Genomic DNA, 16,464 nt, shown 5'->3' on the forward strand with positions numbered 1-16,464 from the left:
AGTCAATCCCCGTCCAGCGAGGAGAAGCCTGCGGTCAGCCCAAGCGCGGCGGTGAGCTTTGCGCCGAAAAGCTCCGACAGGCTTGAGGTGACAAGACGGGCATAGGCAAGCTTTTCCCGCTGTGCGGGGTCGGCCAGGATTTCGGCGATTGGCCCGTCCATGTCGAGGGCGCGCCCGGCATTGGCGAATTCGAAGCCGACGGAATCCGCGATCCAGGCGGAATCCTGCGGAAGCAGGCTGGAAAAGCCGCTTGCCTCGAAAAGCTTTCGCAGGCCGCGGAGATTGGCGTCGATTGAGGCGAGGGTGGCCCCGGATCGCCAGAAGATGGCCTGCTTCGGCTTGTCGCCGTCGGCCTCCTCCCCGAGAAAGCCGTTCAGACGCACGTCGCGCACCATTTCGAATCCGTGGATGAAGATGTCGAGCAGTTCGGTGAGCGCCTCGCCGTCGGTGCGATAGAGCGAATTGTCGGCGCCGGGATTTGCCCATTGCCGCGCTATGCCGTCGGGGGACTGCCAGCCGGCAAGAATGGCCGCGGCCATGCCCTGCAGATTGGCCGCGATCGCGCGGCCATAGGCGCAACGATAGGCGCCGCCTGGTTCCACGAGCCCTTCCGCTCCGGTGCCGAACAGGATGAATTCAAGCGCACCCAGTCCCTGCATGGCGACGCTTTTGCCTGCGAGCGTCGCAGGATCGGCGGCGCTGGCGTCCTCCTCCGCCAGCGCCCGCTGCACCTGCTTCAGGCCGATGCTCTTGCGGTCCGGCCAGAACAGGATGCGTTCCAGCCTGTTCTCCTCCGTCGCCGGGCCGAAGCGGATGATCTCGACCTCCGACCATGCGGTGACGGCTGCGAGGAAAGCGCGTTCGGCAGCGCTCAGCCTCTCCGCTGATGGCTTAGCGCAGAGCGCATCCATGTCACCGCCGAGTTTCGATGATGCCGAATGAAACGTCTCGTAGGCCGGCCTGACAAACCCTGCGATCACGTCCGGGATCACAGGATTTGCCCGGGCAGGGCCGCACAGCGCAAAAGCGATCGCCAGGAACGGCAGAAGCACGAGCTTCATCACAGCGACTCCAGGAATTTTATCAGCGCGTCACGGTCGGATTTCGGGAGGGCGGCAAAGCCGTCCCGGGAGGACCGCGCTTCACCGCCGTGCCAGAGGATCGCCTCGGCCAGATTACGCGCGCGGCCGTCGTGCAGGAAGAAAGTATGGCCGCTGACCCGCTCGGTAAGTCCAATGCCCCAGAGCGGCGGCGTGCGCCATTCCCTGCCGGTCGCGTCGCCGACGCTCTGGCCGTCGGCCAACCCCTCGCCCATGTCGTGCAGCAGAAAGTCGGAATAGGGCCAGATGAGTTGGAAGGCGTGCGCCTTGTTGGGCGCGTCGCGCCGCGTCACGAATTTCGGCGTGTGGCAGGAGGCGCAGCCGAGTTGGTAGAAAACCTGCTTTCCGGCAAGCACCTCCGGTTTTCCGACGTCGCGCCGCGCCGGTACGGCGAGGTTCTGGGAATAAAAGGTGACGAGGTCTAGCACCGGGTCGGGCGCTTCGGTTCCGCCGAGACGCTCTTGCACGCCGTTAGGCAGCGCAAGGCAATCTTTCTGGGCGCCGCTGCAATCGCCCCAGTGGCGCGGCGCATCCGGCGTCGAGATGCCGATATCGCCGGCGAAGGCTTCCGCCGATTGCTGGCGGATCGAAGGAGTCGACGCCTTCCAGCCGAACCGTCCTAGCGCCGGCTCGCCGCTCACCGGGTCGCTCATGATGGACACCTTTCCGGAAATGCCGTCACCGTCGCGATCGTCGGGGTCGGCCTTGGCGAGAATGTCAGCCGGATGGATCTGCTCGACCAGACCGAGCCCGATCATCGGCGGCGTCACCCGTGGCGACAGTGTCGTTGCTGGATGCAGCGGACCGAGTGACAGGCCGCTGATCGAATAGCTCGGCTCGCGCAGCGACAGGGCGGTTCCGTCTGCGAGCGTGACCGGCTTCTCCTCGTAGGCGATCGCCATTTTTCCCTCGGCGGCGAGCCCGGGGACGGCAAGGTCCTGCAACTGGCCGCCATAGACGGGATCAGGGAAGTTGAGTGCTGCTTTTTTTGCCAGCGCTGCTTCTTCCTCTGCGGATTCAGCGTCCCGGGCGAGCCGCAGAAACATGGAGGTCGAATCCGGATTGCCTTCGGGTGGATGTCCGCGCCCGTCCTTGAGATGGCAGCTCTGGCATGCCCGTGCGTTGAACAGCGGTCCGAGGCCGTCGGAAGCCTGCGTGGAGGAGGGGGAAGAGACCCAGAGCTTACGGAACAGGCCATTACCGACTTTGAACGTGCCTTGTTCCTCGAAAGTCAGATTGGCGGACGGATGGGAGAAGGCGTCCTGGTTGATGCGCTTGCGCGAGGTGGCGGCTCCGCCCGGCAACTGCTCAAAGTTCTCTGGTTTGGAGAAATCCGCCGTCGGCGCGGTGACCGCTTTGACGCGGGCGAGGTCTTTTGCGGTGAGGTCGGTGCGGGATGCCGGAAAAGCCGCCTGATCGGACGAAGCGGCGAGCCCTGCCAGCCCAAGCATCGCCGGGAGCAGGGCAGCGACAGAACAGCCGATGCGAACGCGGCGCGTCAGTGCTATGGCGCGCCGCATCGCATATCCTATTCGGCGTCTTCCGCCGAAGCTGCGTTGAGCAGGCCGTAGCGTTCCTCGCCGATGCTGCCGAGCAGCTGGAGTTGCGTTTCGAGGAAGTTGATGTGGCCTTCCTCGTCCTTCAGCAGGTCCTCGAAAAGCTGCATGGTGACGTAGTCGCCGAGTTCCTGGCAGATTTCGCGCGAGCGCTTGTAGGAGGTTCGCGCGTCATACTCGCCGGCCAGGTCGGATTCGAGCACTTCGCGGACATTCTGGCCGATGCGCAGCGGCGCCAGCGACTGGAGGTTCGGGTGACCTTCCAGAAAGATGATGCGCTCGATGATCTTGTCGGCGTGGTGCATCTCCTCGATCGATTCCTCGCGCTCCTTCTTGGCCAGCTTGAAAAAGCCCCAATCCTCCAGAAGGCGGTAATGGAGCCAGTATTGGTTGACGGCGCCAAGTTCCAGAAACAGCGCCTCGTTAAGCCGCTCGATGACTTGTATTTCGCCCTTCATGGCGTCTGCTCCCGAATTGGGACCGCAGCTCTCGGACGCGGTCCAGGTGTGAAACGACGTCCGCCCCGTTCGCCTCCGAACGAAGGTGGTAGTTTTCGGTTACCCGAATGATCGTTTCCACCACATTTGGGAAGCAGCCGCAACAGCGACCGCGTTTTTGCAGCCAATGATAGACCTTCGCCGGCACGATGAGGTGCCAGGGATCGGCTTCCAGAAGCTGGATGATGGCCTCTTCGATCTCCTTTTCGGTGATCAGGTTGCAGTGACAGACAATCATATTGAACTCTGTTGGGTCCCGGCGCAGGAGCGCCGGCCTGGATAGTGGGTAAGCTTACTGAAAGACCTTGTCGGGAGCGTCGAGGCTGTCGGAGCCTTCGAAGGCGATCGAATCGAGCTTCAGCGCCGCGACCGCGCGCTCGATCGACCTGGTCTGGTCGATCAGCCCGTCAATGGCGGCTTGCACGGCGGCATTGCCCTCGGCATTGCCTTCGCCGATCTGCTGGTCGTAGGCCTCGCCGCCTTCGGCGCGCTTCGCCACTGCTTCCATCGCGGCTATCGTGGCGTCGAGCTTGCCCGTCAGCTCGTTGTCGAGCGCGGGATCGGCTTCCCTGATCATCGCGGCGACCGACGGCCCCTCGATCACGGTTCCGTCGACGCGTTTGTACTTGCCGAGATAGGCGTCGCGAACGCCAATCGCGTCATAGAGATGCGAGATATGGGTATTGTCGGAGAAACAGTCATGCTCCTCTTCGGGATCGTGCAGCAGGAGCCCGAGCTTCATGCGCTCGCCGGCGAGTTCACCGTAGGAAAGCGAGCCCATGCCCGTCAGTATGACCGAGATGCCGGCTTTGGGGTCGCCGTCGAGCAGGGCTTTCCGCGCAGCACCCTCCCCGCCCCAGTTGGCGACAATTTCCTCTAGGTCAGCCACCAGCAGGTCGGTCGCGGCCGCCAGATACTGCGCGCGCCGCTCGCAATTCCCGCCGGTGCAGTTTGCCGTGTCGTAATCGGTGAAGGGGCGGTTGCCCGCGCCGGGGCCTGTCCCGTTCAGATCCTGGCCCCAGAGCAGGAATTCGATGGCGTGATAGCCGGTCGCGACATTGGCCTCGATGCCGCCGGCTTCCTGCAGCGTGCCGGCAAGGAATTCCGGCGTGATCTGGGAAGCGTCGACCTCAGCCCCGTTAATCTCGATCTGCGGGTTGGCGATCACATTGGCTGTGTAGAGCGTGTTCTCGTCGGATTCGGTGCCGTAACCGGCATCGACATAGTCGATCAGCCCTTCGTCCAGCGGCCAGGCGTTCACGCGGCCTTCCCACTCGTCCACAATCGCATTGCCGAAGCGATACACCTCGGTCTGCTGGTAAGGGATGCGGGAGGCCTTCCAAGCGGCGCGCGCGGCCTCGAGCGTTTCCGCCGACGGCTTCGCGATCAGCGCGTCGGTAGCCTCGTCCAGCTTGACGGCGGTCGCCAGCGCGTCTTCGTATTTCGCCTGGGCGATGTCAGCATAATTGGCCAGCACCGCCTTTGGATCGGTATCGGCCTTTGCCGGCAGCACGAAAATGGCCGCCGTCAGCATCGCCGTCGCGGCTATTGCCGCCAATCTGCTGCCCTGCGGCGTCGTGACCCATGCTTGCATCGTCGTCTTCTCCTCAGGATTGGCCGGCAAGCGGCGCGAAGCGGGAATGCCAGACGGCGCGCAGTTGCCCGCAACGATGGGCGGGAACGCGCAGTGCGGCCACTAGGCTGGCTGGAATGCCGGAAGGCGTACGCCGCTTCAAAGGAGGGCGGACCGCGCAGGGGCGCGGATCGGAAAAAGCAGACACAAAGGTCCTCCAATCGAAAGGGTTCAAGGCCCAGACATCAAAGGGATACGCTCTTCGAGCACGCGCCATAAAGACTTAAGACGCGCAAAAGTCAAGAAGCATTCCTACATTAACATTTGAAATCAATAGATTAGAACTGTTCTAAGTAGATGCGTGATACACTCGATCCTGCCATCGGCCCAAATGCGGCGCGCTTGACATCGCAGCATCCGGAGTGCGACCCGGAACGGGCCGGCAATGTCGGAATCGGGACGATCGACGGGTTGCGCGCCATCCTATCCTGCGCGTCGGAAACACAGGCATCATGAAGAATGGCGTAGTCATACTCGGTGCGGGACATGCGGGCGTGCAAGCGGCCGCGAGCCTGCGCGAGGAGGGTTTCGACGGCCGCATAACTTTGATCGGCGACGAGAACGAACTTCCCTACCACAAGCCGCCTCTGTCCAAGGCCTTCATGAAGGACGCCGGCGCGAAGCCGCAAATGCTACGCGCCGAGGCTTTCTACACCAATGGCCAAATCGACCTGATGCTGGGCGCCGGCGTCGAACGGATCGACCTTGCCGGCCGCCGGCTAGATCTGTCCGGCAGCCGCCATATCGCCTTCGATCGCGTAATCCTGGCTACCGGCTCACGGCCGCGCACGCTGGCCCTGCCGGGCTCCGACCTCGCCGGCGTGCTGTCGCTGCGCTCCGTCGCCGACGCGCGCGCCATCCGTGAGGCGGCCGCCGGCTGCGAAGACATTGTGGTTCTCGGCGGCGGCTTCATCGGGCTGGAAATTGCGGCGACGCTGGCGCTTGGCGGCCGTAATGTTGTTGTTGTCGAGGCGCAGGACAGACCGCTCGCCCGCGCTGCCGCGCCGGTGATCGCCGCCCATGTCCGCGCCCGCCTCGAGGAGTCGGGCGTGCGCCTTTTGACCAACACGACGATCGAGCGGCTGGAAGGCCAAAACGGCCATGTCACGGGAGCGGTCACGTCGTCAGGCGAGAGGCTGCCGGCAGGGCTTGTTCTTGTCGGCATCGGCGTCGTTCCAAATTCGGAACTCGCCGAGGTGGCGGGCATTTCGGTCGGCAACGGCATCCGCGTCGATCCCCAGATGCGCAGTTCGCAGTCCGAAGTCCTGGCCGTCGGCGACAACGCCAACTACCGGCATTGGCTTTCCGGCGCCGATGTACGGCTGGAATCGGTGCAGAACGCCACCGATCAGGCGCGGCTCGCGGCCCGCACCATCACGGGCCATGAAGAAGGCTATCGAAGCGTTCCCTGGTTCTGGTCCGATATCGGCGACATGAAGCTGCAGATGGTGGGGCTAGCCGCCGGCGGCGACCGCAATGTTGTTGTTGGCGAGGCGGCCGAAAACCGCTTCTCCGTGTTCCACTATCTGGGCGACAGGTTGATCTGCATCGAATCTGTCAACCGGCCCGCCGACCACATGCTGGGCAGGAAAATGCTCGCCGCCGGCTTCTCACCGCGGCCAGAAGCGTTGGGCGGCGACCTCAAGGCCGATTTCGCCGCCTGGCAGCAGCTGCAGCCGACAGAGCCTGCCTGACCGTGGCGCGAGCCGGCTGGCCGCCGCCGGGAACCTGCCCCGCCCTGTACACGTTCTGCGGAGAAGGTGAGGGCTTCATGCCGTCTCCGGCCGTAGGAGGTTCAAGGCATGACGTTGGACAGTACTTTCACCCGGATCGCTAACAGGGTGGCGCATGCCGCCGGCATGCCGGCGAGCTTTATCGCTTGTTGCCTGGTTGTCCTTCTTTGGGCCATCAGCGGCCCTCTCTTCGGCTTTTCCGATACTTGGCAACTCATCATCAACACCGGCACGACGATCGTCACCTTCCTGATGGTGTTCCTTATCCAGAACACGCAGAATCGCGACGGCGCCGCCGTTCAGGCCAAACTCGACGAACTGATCCGGGTCACGGCGGCGTCGAACAAATTCATCGGCATCGAGCATCTGACCGAGCAGGAAGTTGAGGAGTTCCGCTTGCGCTGCGAGCGCGCCGCCAAGAGGAAAGTCCTGGAGACCCCGCAAGCTCTGACGGACGAGTGGTGAGGGTAGTTTATTTACCGTCCGGCGCGGCGGCGGGCCGTTCGATCGGCTTCAGCCACGGTTCGCGCCGATGCGCCCACAATTCGTAATGCGGCGAAAGATCGGTGGGCGCAGTGTCCAGCGTGCCGATCTTGATCTCGGCCTCGCCGCCATCGATCTCGAACAGCCGCGAACCGCATTCAGGGCAGAAATGCCGGCGCTCCCACTGCCTCGTTTCGCCACTCGTTTCGAACGCGGATTCGGGCCAGACCGCGAAGGCCGTGAACACGCTGCCGGATTCCTTGCGGCAGCTTGTGCAGTGGCAGATGCCGGCTCGCAACGGTTCGCCCGCGACCCTATAGCGGACCGCGCCGCAACTGCATCCGCCTGACCTGTAGCGCATCGGCGCCTCCTCGGCATGATCCAGAACCAAAGGGCGGCGAAGCAAGATCATGCGGCAAAAGACTCTCGGACCTGAAAACCTCGCCGGCTCCAACTGGTTCCAACGGACGGACCGATGCGCGCCCCCGACGGCGGAACGCAAATCCGATTTCGGCGTTGGTGTGCGTTCGCGCGAACAAAGTTCCCGAAGCACCGGACCCGAATTTAGAGCACTGCAATCGAATAGTCGGCGGCGAACGAGAACGGAAAGCTGTAAAGGTGGCGTCCCTCACTGTCGGTCACGTCGAACTCCGCGCCACGCGGTACAGGCTCTCCCCTGAGCAATGCGTGGGCGATCATTTCCTTGGCGGCGAACATGGCTTCTCTGACGGCGGCCTCCTCGTCGGCGAGTTCCGTCCCTTCGAGATCTTTCGCGATCTTGCCGCCTTCGCGAAAATGAAAATGGTAGCGTGGCATTTCAGCCTCCGGCGCCGGGCCAAACCGCGGGCTCGCCGAATATGTTCCAGACATTGCTGCGCGAGCTTTCGGCGATGACAAGGGCGATAAATAGTTTGGCGGCGAAGGCCGCTATTCCGCCAGCAGATCCGGACAAGGAGGCGACGGCCGAGGCGCGCAGGAAAGTGATATCGGCCGCGCGGCCACGGAACATTCTTTTGAGGGGGTTGAGCGCCCAGGATTTTGCCTTGATCAGGCCTCGCCTCGAGCCGTCGACTTTGCAGGCTAGGGATGTGCTCGAAGAGGTGAACAGGCCGATAGAGCACGCCTATTTTCCCGAAGACAGCCTCATCTCGGTCATTGCGACGCTGCGCGACGGGAAGGCCGTAGAAGTCGGAATGGTCGGCCGCGAAGGCATGACCGGAACAGCTATCGTTCTCGGCAATGGCGAGGGGTTGAACGAGTGCCGCGTACAATTCGAGGGATCGGCGCTGCGAATTCCGGCGGCAGCGCTGCGCGATCTTCTCTCGCGCAGCGCCTCCCTCCATGTGCATTTCATGCGCTACGCACAGGTTATGCTGGTGCAGGCGATGCAAACCGCCCTGGTGAATTCGCATCTGACGGTTGAGAAGCGTCTGGCGCGCTGGCTGCTCATGATGCAGGACCGTGTCGGCAAGGACGAGTTCGACCTGACGCATGAATTCCTCGCCACCATGCTGGGAGTGAGGCGGCCTGGCGTCACTGTGGCCCTGCACATGCTGGAAGGCAGACGTTTCATCCGTTCCACCCGCTCGCATATCGGCATCCGCGACAGGGCCGGACTGGAGGAATTCGTCGCTTCGGGCTATGGGATTCCCGAAGAACATTACAGAAGGCTTTTTCCCGGCGCGGGCTTCTGAACCGCGGTCCCGCTTCTGATTGCCCTTTGCAGGGAAGAAACTGCATCGCCGTTGCCAATCCCGTTTATCTCCATCGAGGGAGGGAAGCCCACGTGCACCGATCTCCCTTTCGTACAACGGCCGCGTTAGTACGTTTCAACCTAACTTTTTGATCTTGCAGGATTTAGTTCTTCTGCCGTGCTCTGGAGCAGTGATCCCAATGCCGCGCTATTTTTTCCACTATCGGGACGGAGATCGGCTCAGCGAAGATTACGAGGGCGAGTTGCTCCCGGGAATCGCAGCTGTCGAGGAGACCGCCATGGCCTCGGCCAAGGAGATCATCGCCGAGGGGCTTTTGGGTGGCAATCCGGTTTTGACCGGATACAGCTACGAAATCCGCGATGAAGCCCGGAATCTGGTGCTCGTCTTCCCGTTTTCAGAAGCGGCTGGCTCGCTGGCTCCTGCTGTGCGACGATCGCGTCACCGGCGATAGGCTAACGATCACACATGAATTCCTGGCCATCATGTCCGGCGTCCGGGCGTCACCGCGTTGCAGATCCTGGAAGGCAAGGGCCTTATCCGAGTCAATCGCGGCGAGATCATCTTGCGCCACCGCAACGGCCTTGTCGAGCTCGCCGACGGCGCCTACAGCGAGCCGGAACGTGAATATCGACGCCTGGTCGGCGAGATGGGATAGCCCTTTCGCGCTCCGGCGGATGCTCTTAGACGAAAGTAGTGTCCCCCACCGTACGAAGCACCGTTTTGGCGTCGACAAGTGTCGTCGCCCCTGCCACATTTATCTGCTGCCTGAATACGATCAGACAAAAAAGGGAGGTATGAAATGAGTCTCGTTTCAATCTCTGTGCGGTCGGCTCAGGACGCCGCTGAAGCCTATGTCCTTTCACGGCGTAAATCCCCGGTCCTGTCCACCGCAATGGCCATCAGGGCCATTCGCACGCTGCTACCCAAATGTCAGTCTACCGACCGGGAACTCGCGGATATGGTCGCATCCGCCGCCATCCATCGCGGGCTTTCCGTCTCGTTCGACGGGGCAGATCGCGGCGAGGTCCGCGTTCCACATGAACTCTGACCGGGTTCCAAAGGCTGGAATCCTCGCAGCGCTTGCCGCCAGTTCCGAAGACGATCCAAGAATTGGCCGGGTGGTCTCGACATCCAAAGCGCTCGAAGCGCTTCGGCATTTGACGGGAGACCGGACGACGCCTGACGAAGAACTGGTGGCGCTCCTGGCCGATGCCGCTGTCGCGTCGAGTTGCTCGGTCATTTTCGACCACCGCGAAAGCGACTTGCACGGGCGGGCGGCTACCGCTGGTTAGCCGGCTCAGGGATGATCCTTCCAGCTTGTCTTGAGCACGCGGCGGCGCGGTTTTGCCTGTTTGCGTTCGGGGCTGATCTCCAGGCCGTGCGTGGCCGCGTAGCGCTTGATCATATCCGCGAGTTCGGTCTCGGAAATCGCCGCCCGGCCTATATGGGCGCGCACCCTGCGCACACCGTCTGCCACCGACACCGGCCATTGCCCGCCCTTTGTCGCAGCGAAGAACGCTTCGATCGCCGCTTCGACATCGACGGATTGACCTGCGCTGTGCCGTGTTCTCATCCAGGCGGCGTGCTCCGGTTCAAGCGGCGAGCCGCAACCGGCGCTGGGAGGAGCATCGTCGATGAAGACGCCGGCCGCGTCTCGTCCGCACTCCCAACAATATGCCCTTGCGATTGTTCCTTTAAACGCATCGGGCCGCCGAACGCGGCCCGATCTGCCCTGGAACAAACCATCTGGCCTGCGGTCAGCTAGAGCACCAGCCTTGGCACCGCGACGAGGAGACTTGGATGAGAGCATTGTGTCGGCGGGCCGGTCGAGCGCCGCCTGACCCGATGCGGCCGTCGACGCTCAGGGACGATCCGCACAACCGGAGGAAATTCTCGAATTTTGGGGTCCCGCTCGGCTGATTGCGGTTCTGCTCAGGCCGGCTCGACAGCCGGCCTGCGGCGCTCGCCTCCTTCTTTCGCCACGAGATTCGCGACCGGCGCCTCGATACGGCATTCGACGCCGGAGCGCCGGTAGCTGAGTTCGACCTTGGCCCCCAGCTCCGATGAAAGCATGCGCTCGATCATGCGTGTGCCGAAGCCTGTCTGGGAGGGCCGTTTAACCGGTGGGCCTTGATGTTCCGTCCACTGCCAGGCGAGGCTGTCGCCCGACACCGCCCATTTGATGCGCACACAGCCGTCGGTATTTTGCAGGGCGCCGTATTTGGCCGCATTGGTGGCCAGTTCGTGCACCGCCATGGAAAAAGCCAGCGCCGCTTTCTCGCCGATGCGCAGCGGCGGGCCCTCGATCTCGAACTGTTCGTTGCGGAACGGTTGCAGCGTGTTGACGACTGTTTCCTTCAGATCGGCGCTCGTCCAGTTGCTGGCCATCAGCTGCTGGTGGGCGCTGGCCATTGCGCTGAGGCGGCCGCTGAATACAGCGAGCGCATTGCTCGATGCCTCGCCCCTGAATGTTTGCGCTGCCACCGCCTGGACGGTGGCCAGTATGTTCTTGATCCGGTGCTCCAGTTCCCTGGCCAGCATGTCGCGATGTTCTTCCGCTTTTTGGCGCGCCGACCTGCCTTCCACCACTTCGTCCATGAAGCCGTCGATCGCCGCGCCAACTTCCGAAAGCTCGCCGCTATCATGCGACATGCCCGTGCGCGATGCCGTATCGCCGGCGCGCCACGCCTCGATCGTTGCTAACATGCGATTCACCGGCCTGCTCACCAGACGGTTACCGGTCAGGGCGGCGAGTGCGAATGCAATCACGGCTCCCAGCCCGGCAATTACGACACCGCGTTGCGTCGCCTGGTAGACGGGCAGCATGGCGGCGTCATAGGAGACGCCCGCGCTGACATAGATGCCGCCATCGGGCGCCGCCGTCACGGGGCGGTAGCCGAGAATCCGCCGCGTGCCGTCCTGGCTCATCACCTCGAGCGTTCCAGGCCCCTCCGCGGTGACGAGATGCAGGTAAGACTCGGGTATGCGCGTTCCCACGAACCGCTCGGGAAATGGGTGGCGCGCGATAATCACTCCGTTGCGGTCGGCCAAGGTCAAGGCGTCGTTTTCGGGATACTGGCGCTCGGCGAGCGCATTATTGAGCCAGTCTAGGCTGAGACCGGCGACGATCACTCCCTTGAAGGCCCCATCCCTATCACGGATCGGGACGGCGAGAGGCAGCGACGGCTCACCTGAGATTCTGCTCGTCTCGTACGTTCCGACGACGAAATCGCCATGCGCCATGACTTCGCGGAAATAACTGCTTTCATTTACCCGCACCGGTGTCGCCGGCGCATCCGGCCGGCACCGGACCACTCCTTCTGCGTCCACTGCCGCGATCGAGGTGAACTGCGGCGATTGCGCCTTCACATCTGCCAGGAAAGGGGCGCAAAGAGCGGCGTCGAAATCGCGGATCGAAGGGGCGTTGGCCAGTGTGCGCAGCACGCCTTCCGACCCATCGATGATCCGCTGAATCTCCAGCGACGCCAGTTCGCCGACGCGCATAGCGGTGCGATGCACTTCGACCTCGCGTTCCCGGCTCGTCACGACCTCGTTGTACAGGAGGATTATCAGCGCGGGAGCCAGCGCCACCGCTGTCAGCAGATACAGGCGCTGACGCAATGAAAGCGTGCTCAGTCTCACTCCGTGCTTTCTCCTCGTTGCCCCACCCGCAACGCGGCAAGCTAATCATGAATGCCACCTGCCTGCAAATTGGATGAAGACCGGATCGAGCCTCCCGCCGGCGCTGGAACTCCGGGCAAGGATCGGCGTTGATCCGCAAGGCGGGCGATGGAGCGATTTTGATGTTGAGACTGTTGCTTCTCGGGTTGATCGGCGTGGCGGCCTACCGGATCGGCAGCGAGATTTTCCGGACAATCCCATCCGATTTCGAGCCGGTGCCGGCGCCGGCCGGAAATCCGGAACAATCCCGCACGACCGACAAAGGAAAGAGCAACTCCGAGTTTCGAGGTGGCGATGTTGGCGACCGCTAGCGCGCTCGTGGCCGGCTCGATCGGAATGGCGGTCGTCGATGTGAGCTTTCTTGTGCTGGCATCCACCATAGGGCTGCTGCTCATCCATTACGAAGGCAATTGATCCCAGGCCGGCTAATCGCCGTTCATGGTCTCGCGCCTTCGTTGCAGCGCGGCCTGCAATTGTTGGGCAAGCCTGGTCAGATTCTGCGGAACCGGCTCGTTTTCGATCTGAACCAGAATATTCCTGATCTCGCGATCGAGTCGGTGCGTTTGGGTCGATTCCCGACGGTCCGACTGATTGGCGTCGTTCGGTTTCATGCCTCAAGCCTAGACTCGGTTCTTTGACCGGCAATGCTCAGATAACCGAACCGCCATTTCAACGGATTGTTGCCAACGTGACTGAAGTTTCGACCGTCATCTACACTTTTTTGGGAGGCCGGCGCTGTTCATGAAAAGCGACGGCTCAGAAAGGGCGATCCGGCCAGGCCGAAGCGCCAGGGCGTTTCGATCCCCTTGGTGATGCCCACCCTCCTTCCGATAGCGAGGTCGGTGATTGCCGGCGCATCGAAAATCCGGAACGGCGGAGCGGTCAGGGAAAGACCGTCATGGCTTTTGTCGATCGCAAGAGCCGAGCAGAGCCGACCCGGCCCCGAGCATAGTTTCAGTGACTCCGTGGTTTCTCGCCGCTCCTGCATTTGCTCGATCCCGAAAATCGGCTGGATCGCTCTGATAAGAACCGCGCTGGCGGGCAGGCAGACGAAGTTCAGGCACCAGTGCATGCCGTAGGACCGGTACACATAGGCGTGGGCCGGCGGCCCGAACATCGTGGCGTTGGCGTTCTTGAGGCCGCGGAAACTGTGCGAAGCGGGATCGTCCGGACTGTAGGCCTCTGTTTCGACAATGGTGCCGCCCACGCCATCGACGGTGAGTTGCTTGCCGATCAGGTCGCGGGCGACGGCAACCGCTTCACGGGCGTAGAAGGCAGTGGGGAGCGTCGCGGCCTCCCTCGGCAATGTTTGTTCCAACGGCAAACGTCCTTTCTGATGCGCGCTCCAGATGAGGCGGGGCTTTGCTTCGGCCTTGGCAGCAACCAGTACTGTCCGCAACCGTACTTTATAGGAACTCCCCTCTTCGCGCCTGCGTTGGTTCGCCAGTTGCCCCTAAGCAATCCTGAAATTCAAAGGAATCGGTCATGAGTCATACCGATATTCCAACCGAGGCCACAACCCAACGGGACGGCCGGCGCGCAGACCGGGGCGAGGTTGTGACACTCATCCCCGCATTGCGCGCTTTTGCCCGAACCTTCTGCAGCGACGCCAACGACGCCGACGATCTCGTCCAGGAAACGCTGATGAAGGGCATCGCCAACATCAGCCGTTTCCAGTCCGGCACCAACATGAAATCCTGGCTTTTCACCATCATGCGCAACACCTTCTACACGCGCATCAAGATGGCGAACCGCGAGGGTCCAGGCCTGCTCGATTGCGCTTCGAGCCGGCCCGCCACGGCGGCCAGCCAGGAGTGGTCGCTGCGCAGTCAGGAGATGGCGCGCGCCATCGAAGCGCTGCCCGATGATCAGCGTCAGGTCATCGTGTTGATCGGCGTCCTCGGCACCAGTTACGACGACGCGGCAAACATATGCGGCTGTGCTATCGGAACCATAAAGAGCCGCCTGAGCCGCGCGCGCAACCGACTGCTTGAGACACTTGGCGAAACATCTCCGCACGACGCGGTGATCACGCCCGACGTCTCGGCGGCCGCCATCCGTTCCGATGAGGCGGTCGTCTGAGCCTGCCGGCATACGCCAAGTGGATTGCGCCAGTGCAACCTCAATAAAAACCGGCTGTCTTGCCGGGCAGCTGTCGATAATCTCCACGCGACCGGGTTAAGAAGGGTTGGGCGAGAGAGTCGTCCTGTTTCTTACGCCGGTTGAGGAGGCTTTCTTGAGCGAATCGCTGTTCGATCTGACAGGCACGCGAGCGTTGATCACGGGATCGAGCCAGGGCATAGGCTTGGCGCTGGCGGAGGGTCTAGCGCGACACGGCGCCGAGGTCGTGCTGAACGGCCGCAACGTAACGAAGATCGGCGAAGCCGCCGATGCGCTCGCCACCAAAGGCTACAAGGCTGCCAGCGCCGTGTTCGACGTTACCGACGCGGCGGCGGTTGCGGCAGGCGTCGCCGATGTCGAAGCGCAGCTCGGCCCCATCGACATATTGGTCAACAATGCCGGGATGCAGTTTCGCGCGCCGCTGGAGGACTTTCCGGCGGAGAAATGGGACGAGCTGCTGCGCACCAACATTTCAAGCGTGTTCCATGTCGGCCAGGCCGTGGCGCGACACATGATCCCGCGCCGTCGGGGCAAGATCATCAACATCGCATCCGTGCAGAGCGAGCTGGCGCGCCCGAACATCGCGCCCTACACGGCGACCAAGGGTGCAGTCCGGAACCTGACGCGGGGCATGTGCGTGGACTGGGCGAAATACGGCCTGCAGATCAATGCGATCGCACCGGGCTATTTCAAGACGCCGCTCAATCAGGCGCTAGTCGACGATCCGGAATTTTCGGCCTGGCTGGCCAAGCGCACGCCTGCCGGCCGCTGGGGGAATGTCGACGAACTCGTCGGCGCCGCGGTCTTCCTCGCCGGGCCAGCTTCGTCCTTCGTCAACGGGCATACGCTCTATGTAGATGGCGGGATCACGACCGCGCTTTGATCAGCGCTGCCGATCTGCCCGGAAGCGCGGCGAGGTCGTCACTTTTCGGTGGGAATTATGCTTAGGTGGCCGCCGACCTCGAGAACGGCGAACTTGATCTGGTCCAGCCGTTCCAGCCCATGCTGCTCGCGGGCGGCGTCCAGTACGTCGTCGAGCGCGACCCGCGCGCGCTGCATGGCGCGCTGGTCGGGCTTGCCAAGGCTGATTAGCACTGTTGGTGTCCCGTCGATCCATTTGGCGGCGCTTGGCACCCATGCCTTGACGTAGGAGAGCAGGATGTCGGTCACGAACAGGGTCAGGATCAGCAGCACGGCATTTGCGATCGAAAAATCGTCGCCGAGCAAAGCCTGCTGCGTCGTCTCGGCGATGATCAGCAAGAGCACGAAGTCGAAGGCCGTCATCTGCGCGAGCGTCCTGCGGCCCGAGAGCCGCAAGATGACGAGCAGGATCGCATAGATCGCTATGCCGCGTAGAACCGATTCCATAGCCCTCTCCTACGGCAGAACGACTGTGGTCACGTTGACCGGACTGCCGCCATCGAGCGAAATATCGTAGCGAGCGATGCCTGGCCTCTGAGACCGCATGTGCAGGACGACCTTCGCTGGCGCGCGGTTGTCCGACCGGAACACCATGACCTCGCCGGCGGGTGTTGCCAGCGACCGCTCCGGCAGCGGCTGGATGTCTTCGATCTGGAAGAATTGCGAAAATTGCGGCGAGAGCGTTAGCCTATGCTCTTCGCCTGGCTGGCCGAAGGTTACGGTCACTTCGTCCGACGATTCCCATCGGGCAATGCGCGGATATTCGACCTCTCCGGCTTCCATCTCGGCCTTGGTATGAGCCAGGAAGCCGCCGCCGCCGCCCAAGCCTGCAAGTGCGAGGAGGAGGATCAGGCCGAAAATCATCCACGCCCAGCGTTCGACGGTCCAGAACCGCTCCTGGAAACCGCGTTGTTCTTCAAGTTGCAGTCCGTCGTCTCTGATGGGGATGGGGGATTGAGAGGTTTCGGCCTTGTTCAACTTGCGCTCCCTTGCACATCCAGAAACAAAGATGTCGCTGGTTGGT

General features: G+C 62.6%; 21 protein-coding genes and 1 pseudogene. 9 read left to right on the forward strand and 13 right to left on the reverse strand.

What is annotated here, in order from left to right:
• Positions 1-2: 2 nt before the first annotated feature.
• The 5 genes from ABVK50_RS26540 to ABVK50_RS26560 all read right to left on the reverse strand — a co-directional run bounded on the left by ABVK50_RS26540 (position 3) and on the right by ABVK50_RS26560 (position 4,747).
• Positions 3-1,061, reverse strand: coding sequence for an imelysin family protein (locus ABVK50_RS26540; protein ID WP_353643740.1), 1,059 nt, complete (start codon positions 1,059-1,061; stop codon positions 3-5).
• Positions 1,061-2,551, reverse strand: coding sequence for a di-heme oxidoredictase family protein (locus ABVK50_RS26545; RefSeq protein WP_353645799.1), 1,491 nt, complete (start codon positions 2,549-2,551; stop codon positions 1,061-1,063). The genes ABVK50_RS26540 and ABVK50_RS26545 overlap by 1 nt, the downstream gene beginning before the upstream one ends.
• A 77-nt stretch (positions 2,552-2,628) precedes the next feature.
• Positions 2,629-3,114, reverse strand: coding sequence for a bacterioferritin (gene bfr, locus ABVK50_RS26550; RefSeq protein WP_353643739.1), 486 nt, complete (start codon positions 3,112-3,114; stop codon positions 2,629-2,631).
• Entirely contained in the window at positions 3,080-3,391 is a 312-nt protein-coding gene (locus tag ABVK50_RS26555) for a (2Fe-2S)-binding protein (protein WP_353643738.1), read from the reverse strand. The genes bfr and ABVK50_RS26555 overlap by 35 nt, the downstream gene beginning before the upstream one ends.
• Before the next feature lie 54 nt (positions 3,392-3,445).
• Positions 3,446-4,747 (reverse strand): imelysin family protein, encoded by a 1,302-nt coding sequence (locus ABVK50_RS26560; RefSeq protein ID WP_353643737.1) that lies wholly within the window; start codon positions 4,745-4,747, stop codon positions 3,446-3,448.
• A gap of 491 nt (positions 4,748-5,238) precedes the next feature.
• Between ABVK50_RS26560 and ABVK50_RS26565 the strand changes: the two genes are divergently transcribed.
• Positions 5,239-6,480, forward strand: coding sequence for an FAD/NAD(P)-binding oxidoreductase (locus ABVK50_RS26565; RefSeq protein WP_353643736.1), 1,242 nt, complete (start codon positions 5,239-5,241; stop codon positions 6,478-6,480).
• Between the two features lie 108 nt (positions 6,481-6,588).
• Entirely contained in the window at positions 6,589-6,984 is a 396-nt protein-coding gene (locus ABVK50_RS26570) for a low affinity iron permease family protein (protein WP_353643735.1), read from the forward strand.
• A 7-nt stretch (positions 6,985-6,991) separates the two neighbouring features.
• Here the strand turns inward: ABVK50_RS26570 and ABVK50_RS26575 are convergent, their stop codons facing one another.
• A complete protein-coding gene (locus ABVK50_RS26575) occupies positions 6,992-7,363 on the reverse strand; it encodes a GFA family protein (RefSeq protein WP_353643734.1) in 372 nt (123 codons plus the stop codon).
• Positions 7,364-7,566: 203 nt separating this feature from the next.
• Entirely contained in the window at positions 7,567-7,818 is a 252-nt protein-coding gene (locus ABVK50_RS26580; protein ID WP_353643733.1) for a hypothetical protein, read from the reverse strand.
• 227 nt (positions 7,819-8,045) lie between these two features.
• Between ABVK50_RS26580 and ABVK50_RS26585 the strand changes: the two genes are divergently transcribed.
• The 4 genes and pseudogenes from ABVK50_RS26585 (at position 8,046) to ABVK50_RS26600 (ending at position 9,765) form a co-directional block, all read left to right on the forward strand.
• Positions 8,046-8,696 (forward strand): Crp/Fnr family transcriptional regulator, encoded by a 651-nt coding sequence (locus ABVK50_RS26585; protein WP_353643732.1) that lies wholly within the window; start codon positions 8,046-8,048, stop codon positions 8,694-8,696.
• Between the two features lie 199 nt (positions 8,697-8,895).
• Positions 8,896-9,168, forward strand: coding sequence for a hypothetical protein (locus tag ABVK50_RS26590; RefSeq protein WP_353646980.1), 273 nt, complete (start codon positions 8,896-8,898; stop codon positions 9,166-9,168).
• Positions 9,113-9,372: pseudogene (locus ABVK50_RS26595) on the forward strand (helix-turn-helix domain-containing protein); the annotation flags it as partial. The gene ABVK50_RS26590 and the pseudogene ABVK50_RS26595, both read left to right, overlap by 56 nt.
• Positions 9,373-9,516: 144 nt before the next feature.
• Positions 9,517-9,765 (forward strand): hypothetical protein, encoded by a 249-nt coding sequence (locus ABVK50_RS26600; RefSeq protein ID WP_353643731.1) that lies wholly within the window; start codon positions 9,517-9,519, stop codon positions 9,763-9,765.
• Between the two features lie 249 nt (positions 9,766-10,014).
• On the opposite strand, the gene ABVK50_RS26605 is transcribed toward ABVK50_RS26600, so the two are convergent.
• Both ABVK50_RS26605 and ABVK50_RS26610 read right to left on the reverse strand, forming a co-directional pair.
• Positions 10,015-10,290 (reverse strand): hypothetical protein, encoded by a 276-nt coding sequence (locus ABVK50_RS26605; protein WP_353643730.1) that lies wholly within the window; start codon positions 10,288-10,290, stop codon positions 10,015-10,017.
• A 359-nt stretch (positions 10,291-10,649) separates the two neighbouring features.
• Positions 10,650-12,359: a cache domain-containing protein gene (locus tag ABVK50_RS26610; RefSeq protein WP_353643729.1), complete on the reverse strand. Its 1,710-nt coding sequence runs from the start codon at positions 12,357-12,359 to the stop codon at positions 10,650-10,652.
• Between the two features lie 128 nt (positions 12,360-12,487).
• Here ABVK50_RS26610 and ABVK50_RS26615 point away from each other — a divergent pair, with 128 nt between their 5' ends.
• Positions 12,488-12,709 (forward strand): hypothetical protein, encoded by a 222-nt coding sequence (locus ABVK50_RS26615; RefSeq protein ID WP_353646981.1) that lies wholly within the window; start codon positions 12,488-12,490, stop codon positions 12,707-12,709.
• Positions 12,710-12,823: 114 nt separating this feature from the next.
• Here ABVK50_RS26615 and ABVK50_RS26620 read toward each other — a convergent pair whose 3' ends face one another.
• Positions 12,824-13,009, reverse strand: coding sequence for a hypothetical protein (locus ABVK50_RS26620; protein WP_353643727.1), 186 nt, complete (start codon positions 13,007-13,009; stop codon positions 12,824-12,826).
• Positions 13,010-13,137: 128 nt separating this feature from the next.
• Entirely contained in the window at positions 13,138-13,716 is a 579-nt protein-coding gene (locus ABVK50_RS26625; RefSeq protein ID WP_353643726.1) for a DNA-3-methyladenine glycosylase, read from the reverse strand.
• A 167-nt stretch (positions 13,717-13,883) separates the two neighbouring features.
• Between ABVK50_RS26625 and ABVK50_RS26630 the strand changes: the two genes are divergently transcribed.
• Both ABVK50_RS26630 and ABVK50_RS26635 read left to right on the forward strand, forming a co-directional pair.
• Positions 13,884-14,480, forward strand: coding sequence for a sigma-70 family RNA polymerase sigma factor (locus tag ABVK50_RS26630; RefSeq protein ID WP_353643725.1), 597 nt, complete (start codon positions 13,884-13,886; stop codon positions 14,478-14,480).
• 154 nt (positions 14,481-14,634) lie between these two features.
• Positions 14,635-15,402: an SDR family oxidoreductase gene (locus ABVK50_RS26635; RefSeq protein ID WP_353643724.1), complete on the forward strand. Its 768-nt coding sequence runs from the start codon at positions 14,635-14,637 to the stop codon at positions 15,400-15,402.
• 38 nt (positions 15,403-15,440) lie between these two features.
• On the opposite strand, the gene ABVK50_RS26640 is transcribed toward ABVK50_RS26635, so the two are convergent.
• Both ABVK50_RS26640 and ABVK50_RS26645 read right to left on the reverse strand, forming a co-directional pair.
• Positions 15,441-15,887 (reverse strand): YetF domain-containing protein, encoded by a 447-nt coding sequence (locus ABVK50_RS26640; protein WP_353643723.1) that lies wholly within the window; start codon positions 15,885-15,887, stop codon positions 15,441-15,443.
• Positions 15,888-15,896: 9 nt separating this feature from the next.
• Positions 15,897-16,418: a hypothetical protein gene (locus ABVK50_RS26645; RefSeq protein WP_353643722.1), complete on the reverse strand. Its 522-nt coding sequence runs from the start codon at positions 16,416-16,418 to the stop codon at positions 15,897-15,899.
• Positions 16,419-16,464: the final 46 nt, after the last annotated feature.

Origin of the sequence: Mesorhizobium sp. WSM2240 (assembly GCF_040438645.1) — a bacterium.
Classification (GTDB): domain Bacteria; phylum Pseudomonadota; class Alphaproteobacteria; order Rhizobiales; family Rhizobiaceae; genus Allomesorhizobium.